Consider the following 4,882-nt stretch of genomic DNA (forward strand, 5'->3'; position numbering starts at 1 on the left):
CTCGAAGAAATGGTTTGACCCGAATGATTATCAAATAATTGTTGTTGGTGACGCGACTTCGCTGCGCCCTCAATTAGAAAAGTTAGATATTCCAATAGAAGAGCTTGAAATCATTCGTTAGAGTACACATTAAAGGGGGAGGGAAGAGATTCTACTTTTCTCCTCCAACCTAATTTATGATAGTTCTAATAAGAACAATATAAGATAAGTGAACAGAATTTTGATTGATTTTGCTGCGCGACTAAAGCAAGTTGCAACCAACCCTAAGACCTTCTCTCAATTTGGTCGTGGTGTTGAAAGGGAAACATTGCGCTACACGGAAGATGGGCATCTTGCTACTGGGCCGCACCCTAAGGCTTTAGGATCTGCGTTGATGAACGAATGGGTAACGACCGATTTCTCTGAGTCGCTACTGGAGTTTATCACGCCTGTTTCTAACGACGTTCCGACGCTTTTGAATCAGTTGTCTGATATCCATCACTTCACTCAAACCAAGTTAGACGGCGAAAAGCTGTGGCCACTCTCTATGCCTTGTTATGTGGGGAGTGAAGATTACATTCAGCTTGCGCAATACGGTACTTCTAACAGCGGTAAGATGAAGACGCTATATCGTGAAGGCCTAAAGCGTCGCTACGGTAGTCTGATGCAGATTATTTCGGGTGTTCACTTCAACTTCTCTTTCCCAGAAAGCTTTTGGGACAGTCTGTTTGGAGAGCAAACCGAAGAAGCGCGTTGCGAAGCTAAATCAGATGCGTACTTCGGTTTGATTCGTAATTACTACCGCTTTGGTTGGTTAATCCCATACTTCTTCGGTGCTTCACCTGCGCTATGTTCTTCTTTTATCAAAGGAAGAGAAACCAACCTACCTTTTGAAAAGGTTGGAGAAACACTGTATCTACCCAAAGCAACGGCATTGCGCTTAAGTGACCTTGGTTACACCAACAGTGCGCAAAGTGTACTGAAGATTGGCTTCAACAGCCTAGACCAATACCTTGAAGGTTTGAATCAAGCTATTCGCACACCATCAGAAGAATTCGCTGAGATTGGCACTAAGGTTGATGGGGAATACCGTCAACTAAATAGCAACGTACTGCAAATTGAGAATGAGCTTTATGCTCCAATCCGTCCTAAGCGTGTGGCGAAAAGTGGCGAGAAACCATCTGAAGCACTGGCTCGTGCTGGCGTTGAGTACATCGAGGTTCGCTCTTTAGACGTAAACCCATTCAGTTCAATTGGCATCAATGAACAGCAAGTTCGCTTCTTAGATTTATTCCTAACGTGGAGCGTGTTATCAGACTCTGCTGAGATGGATAACTGCGAACTTGAATGCTGGCGCGATAACTGGAACAAGGTGATCTTAGAAGGTCGTCAGGTTGGTTTAGAGCTCAAGATTGGTTGTGATGGAGAAAGACTGTCTCTGCAAGACTGGGCTAAAAATGTATTCAAAGATCTTCGAGTTATCGCTGAGTTGATGGATGCTGAGCAAGGTGGTCGTGCATACCAAGAAACGTGCGATACGCTTGAAGCCTGGATTGATAACCCTGAGTTGACCATTTCTGGCCAGTTATTAGAAGAGACCAAGAAATTGGGTGGTTTGGGTAAAGTGGGTTGTGCGTTAGGAAAAACGTATGCTCAACAACACAAGGCACACCAATATAAAGTTTATTCTGCTGAGTTAATGGAAGCGGAAGTTCAACGCTCTGTCATTGCTCAACAGCAAAGTGAAGAAGCGAGCACTCAAGATTTTGATAGTTTCTTAACGGACTATTTTTCATATTTAAAAGCATAGCGAGACTTTGGTGGAAAGGAAGCAAGCCTTATTAGGTCAGTCTACTCATGTGGGTGGAAAATGGTTACCAGTCGTGACTGTTGGTATTGTCTCTAGCCTATTGGTTGGATGTGCGACGCCTCCTCCTAAGCAGCAAAATAATATATGCAGCATCTTCAGAGAGCACCCTTCTTGGTATGAAGATGCGGTCGATATGCAAGATGAGTGGGGCACACCGATTAACGTCGCGATGGCTTTTGTTAAACAAGAGAGCAGCTTTCGACATGATGCGCGTCCACCAAAAGATTATATTCTTGGCTTTATACCGTGGGGAAGAGTCAGTAGTGCCTATGGCTATGCACAAGCTCAAGACCCTGCTTGGGAAGACTTTCAAAAAGCGACCAATAATGGTGGTTCGAGAACCAATTTTGATGATGCATTAATGTTCATTGGTTGGTACACCAGCGAGACGCGCCGTCAGTTAGGAATCTCATTATGGGACCCGTATAACCAATATCTGGCTTATCATGAAGGCCGTGGTGGCTATAAGCGCAAATCATACAACAGCAAACCATCGTTGATTAAGGTGGCTCGCAAAGTCGAACAGCAAGCAAAAGATTATGGATGGCAACTTAAACAGTGCCGAAAAGAACTAGAAGACAATCGAAGTTGGTTTTTTTAAAGCCAATCGTCATGGAGAATAGCAATGCCTTTATTAGATAGTTTTACTGTTGATCACACGCGCATGAACGCACCTGCAGTTCGTGTTGCTAAAACAATGCAAACCCCAAAAGGGGATACCATTACGGTATTTGACCTGCGTTTTACTGCGCCAAACAAAGATATCCTATCTGAGAGAGGTATTCATACTCTCGAGCACCTATACGCTGGGTTCATGCGTGCTCACCTCAATGGCTCTGCGGTTGAAATCATTGATATATCGCCTATGGGGTGTCGTACCGGTTTCTATATGAGCTTGATTGGTACGCCTTCAGAGCAGCAAGTGGCTGAAGCTTGGTTAGCGGCTATGCAAGACGTACTGAAAGTTGAGAACCAGAATAAGATCCCTGAGTTGAACGAATACCAGTGTGGTACTGCGGCAATGCATTCCTTAGATGAAGCTAAAGAGATTGCGAATGCAATCATCGCTACCGGTATTTCAGTAAACAAAAATGATGAACTGGCATTGCCAGAGTCGATGCTTCAAGAGCTTAAAATCGACTAATCATTTTTGGTTCACATTGAATGCGCTTCACTCTAGATACATTTTGCACTAGAGAGTGAGCGAGCTAGATACAAAAAGAGCTAGATACTAAAAGGCCCGGTTCAATGAACCGGGCCTTTTGTTGTAGAGGGACTTAGTTGGTAACTCAGTGGGTTACTCTCATATAATGAGTCGCCTCTATCCGTTTACGATCTGCGGAAACACACGCACCAGCTTGATGCGATTCTCTTCGAGCTCAACAATTTCCATTGGATGGCTGGCAACCTGAACACTCAGGTGACTCTCTGGAATATCTTCAAGATGCTCCAGTATCAAACCATTAAGTGTTCTTGGTCCATCGGTAGGCAGTGCCCACTGCAAACCTTTGTTGATATCTCGGATATTAGCGCTGCCTTCAATCAAGAAGCTACCATCGCTTTGTGGTGTGATCTCTTCAGATAAACTTGGTGCGATTGAAGTCGTAAATTCGCCCACGATCTCTTCGAGAATATCTTCGAGGGTAACCAAACCGTTAATATCGCCATACTCATCAACAATCAAACCGATACGCTGTTTGTTGCGTTGGAATTTAAGCAGTTGGGTGTTAAGCGGTGTCGCTTCCGGAATAAAGTAGATCTCATCTGCAGCACGCAGCAGGGTCTCTTTATTGAATTCGTTCTTTTCGAGCATCAAGCGATAAGCTTCACGTAGCCTCAGCATGCCAACCACTTCATCTATCTGATCACGGTACAACACGATGCGACCATGAGGTGAATGAGTGAGCTGACGCACGATCGATTTCCAATCATCAGTGATGTCGATGCCGGTGATCTCGTTACGTGGCACCATTATGTCATTCACGGTGACGTGTTCTAAATCGAGAATAGACACCAACATATCTTGGTGACGCTGTGGTATTAGGCTACCCGCTTCATTTACTACGGTTCTGAGTTCTTCTGAGCTTAGATGATCGGTTGCATCATGGTTAGCTTTAACGCCTAAGATACGAATGAAGCCATTGGTAATAAAGTTGACCAAGATAACCAATGGAGATAGCACCTTCATCAGTATTATTAATAGAATGCTGCTGGCGTAAGAAACTCGTTCAGGGAAAAGAGAAGCAATGGTTTTTGGTGTAACCTCAGCAAACACGAGGATCACCAGGGTCAGGGCTCCGGTTGCGATTGCAACACCGATATCTCCGTAGATACGCATACCAAGAATAGTCGCGATCGCGGATGCAAGAATATTGACGAGATTGTTGCCGATGAGAATAAGGCCAATCAATCTGTCTGGGCGACTTAGAAGTTTTTCTACGCGTTTGGCACCTTTATGACCCGTATTGGCCAAGTGCTTTAAACGGTAGCGGTTCAAGGACATCATGCCCGTTTCGGAACCAGAGAAATAACCAGAAATTACAATGAGACACGCGAGTAGCGCAAATAAGATACCCGTTGATATGTCGTCCAAAACTATTCTTTTCCTTTTTTTTGTATCTTGATTAATTTATGACCGAACATGGTCGAGATGTCAATTGAATGTATCGTACTCAATATTTTAAAGGCAAGGTGTGTGAGACCTTGCCTTCATTATACTGACTAATTCAGGATTATTTCCTGAACGAAGCGGCTACCGAAGTAAGCTAATGTGAGCATGGTGGCACCCGCAAGGGCAAACCATGTGACTTTTTGCCCACGCCAACCTTTCTGATAGTGACCCCAAAGAAGGATGGAATAGATAACCCAAGCTATAAAAGACAATACCGCTTTATGTGCTTTACCTTGAGCAAACATATCTTGTACGAAGATAAGTCCAGTTAATAAAGTACCTGTTAACAAACCATTACCGATTAAAATGATCTTGAAAAGCTGTCTTTCCACCATCATTAAAGGAGGTAGGTTAGGGTTTAT

General features: G+C 43.9%; 5 protein-coding genes. 3 read left to right on the forward strand and 2 right to left on the reverse strand.

Annotated features, from left to right (window positions below):
* The first annotated feature begins 220 nt into the window (after positions 1-220).
* Genes gshA through luxS form a run of 3 tightly spaced genes read left to right on the forward strand, consistent with a single transcriptional unit; the run spans position 221 to position 2,993 of the window.
* Complete coding sequence (gshA, locus tag AB4653_RS18085) at positions 221-1,789, forward strand: glutamate--cysteine ligase (protein ID WP_102257857.1); 1,569 nt, start codon at positions 221-223, stop codon at positions 1,787-1,789.
* Positions 1,790-1,799: 10 nt separating this feature from the next.
* Entirely contained in the window at positions 1,800-2,450 is a 651-nt protein-coding gene (locus AB4653_RS18090) for a hypothetical protein (RefSeq protein ID WP_009847613.1), read from the forward strand.
* A gap of 24 nt (positions 2,451-2,474) precedes the next feature.
* Positions 2,475-2,993, forward strand: a complete 519-nt coding sequence (gene luxS, locus AB4653_RS18095) for an S-ribosylhomocysteine lyase (RefSeq protein WP_009847612.1) — start codon at positions 2,475-2,477, stop codon at positions 2,991-2,993.
* 177 nt (positions 2,994-3,170) lie between these two features.
* On the opposite strand, the gene AB4653_RS18100 is transcribed toward luxS, so the two are convergent.
* Together AB4653_RS18100 and AB4653_RS18105 are read right to left on the reverse strand one after the other, a co-directional pair.
* Positions 3,171-4,442 (reverse strand): HlyC/CorC family transporter, encoded by a 1,272-nt coding sequence (locus tag AB4653_RS18100; protein WP_102249164.1) that lies wholly within the window; start codon positions 4,440-4,442, stop codon positions 3,171-3,173.
* A 128-nt stretch (positions 4,443-4,570) separates the two neighbouring features.
* Positions 4,571-4,882: inner membrane protein YpjD (locus AB4653_RS18105; protein ID WP_372104905.1), on the reverse strand; the 312-nt coding region annotated here is incomplete at its 5' end.

This window comes from Vibrio sp. 10N.222.48.A3, from assembly GCF_041475345.1.
Lineage (GTDB): Bacteria > Pseudomonadota > Gammaproteobacteria > Enterobacterales > Vibrionaceae > Vibrio > Vibrio tasmaniensis_A.

Bases quoted from the DNA above. Each gene is read 5' to 3' on its own strand.
- luxS (WP_009847612.1), top strand. From the start codon at position 2,475: ATGCCTTTATTAGATAGTTTTACTGTTGATCACACGCGCATGAACGCA.